At 52.9% G+C, this 1273-nt stretch carries 1 pseudogene; it reads right to left on the bottom strand.

Annotated features, from left to right (window positions below):
• Nucleotides 1-1273: pseudogene (locus tag MSG66_RS13210) on the bottom strand (type I secretion protein); the annotation flags it as partial.

The raw sequence follows: 1273 nt of genomic DNA, 5'->3' as shown, positions 1-1273 counted from the left end.
CCATCTGTGCCGAGTTCGTCTGCATTCAGGATGCCGTCGCCATTTAAGTCTTCAGGAACCGTAATTGCTGTAATCAAGTCTTGTGGAGTTGTGTCGATGGTTAAGGTCACGTCTGCATCTGCAACATCGACGTTACCTTGTGGATCGACTGCCTCGGCATGGATCGCGACTGGGCCTTCGCCTGTCACAGCAATCGCTGCGGTGATAAAGCCGTTGGTCAGGTCAGCTGCTGTTACGGTGTAGTTAGTACCGTTCACATTCACGACTGTGCCATCGATTGCATCTGGTCCCAACGCCACTTGTGCATTGAAGCTGCCATCTGTGCCTAACTCGTCTGCATTTAAGATACCGTCGCCATTTAAGTCTTCAGGGATCGTGATCGCACCGATCAGGTCTGCAGGTAAGGTATCAACCGTTACTGTCACGTCTGCATCTGCAACATCCACGTTACCTTGTGCATCGACTGCTTCTGCATGGATCGCGACTGGGCCTTCGCCTGTCACAGCAATCGCTGCGGTGATGAAGCCGTTGGTAATATCAGCTGCTGTTACGGTGTAGTTAGTGCCGTTAACATTCACTACTGTGCCATCGATTGCATCTGCTCCCAATGCCACTTGTGCATTGAAGCTGCCGTCTGTACCTAGCTCGTCTGCATTCAGGATACCGTCGCCATTTAAGTCTTCAGGGATCGTGATCGCGCCGATCAGGTCAGCCGGTAAGGTATCTACAGTGACTGTGACGTCTGCATCTGCAACATCCACGTTACCTTGTGCATCTACTGCCTCGGCATGGATTGCCACAGGGCCTTCGCCTGTCACAGCAATCGCTGCGGTGATGAAGCCGTTGGTAATATCAGCTGCTGTCACGGTGTAGCTGGTTCCGTTCACATTCACGACTGTGCCATCGATTGCATCTGCACCCAACGCCACTTGTGCATTGAAGCTTCCGTCTGTGCCGAGCTCGTCTGCATTCAGGATACCGTCGCCATTTAAGTCTTCAGGGATCGTGATCGCACCGATCAGGTCAGCCGGTAAGGTATCTACAGTGACTGTGACGTCTGCATCTGCAACATCCACGTTACCTTGTGGATCAACTGCCTCGGCATGGATCGCGACTGGGCCTTCGCCTGTCACAGCAATCGCTGCGGTGATGAAGCCGTTGGTCAGGTCAGCTGCTGTCACGGTGTAGTTCACACCATTGACATTCACGACTGTGCCATCGATTGCATCTGCACCCAACGCCACTTGTGCATTGAAGCTGCCATCTGTACCGA

Source organism: Acinetobacter sp. IK31, assembly GCF_035615195.1.
GTDB lineage: Bacteria > Pseudomonadota > Gammaproteobacteria > Pseudomonadales > Moraxellaceae > Acinetobacter > Acinetobacter calcoaceticus_C.
The sequence above is the reverse complement of the archived record's forward strand: the minus strand, read 5'-3'. Positions and strand labels throughout refer to the sequence as shown.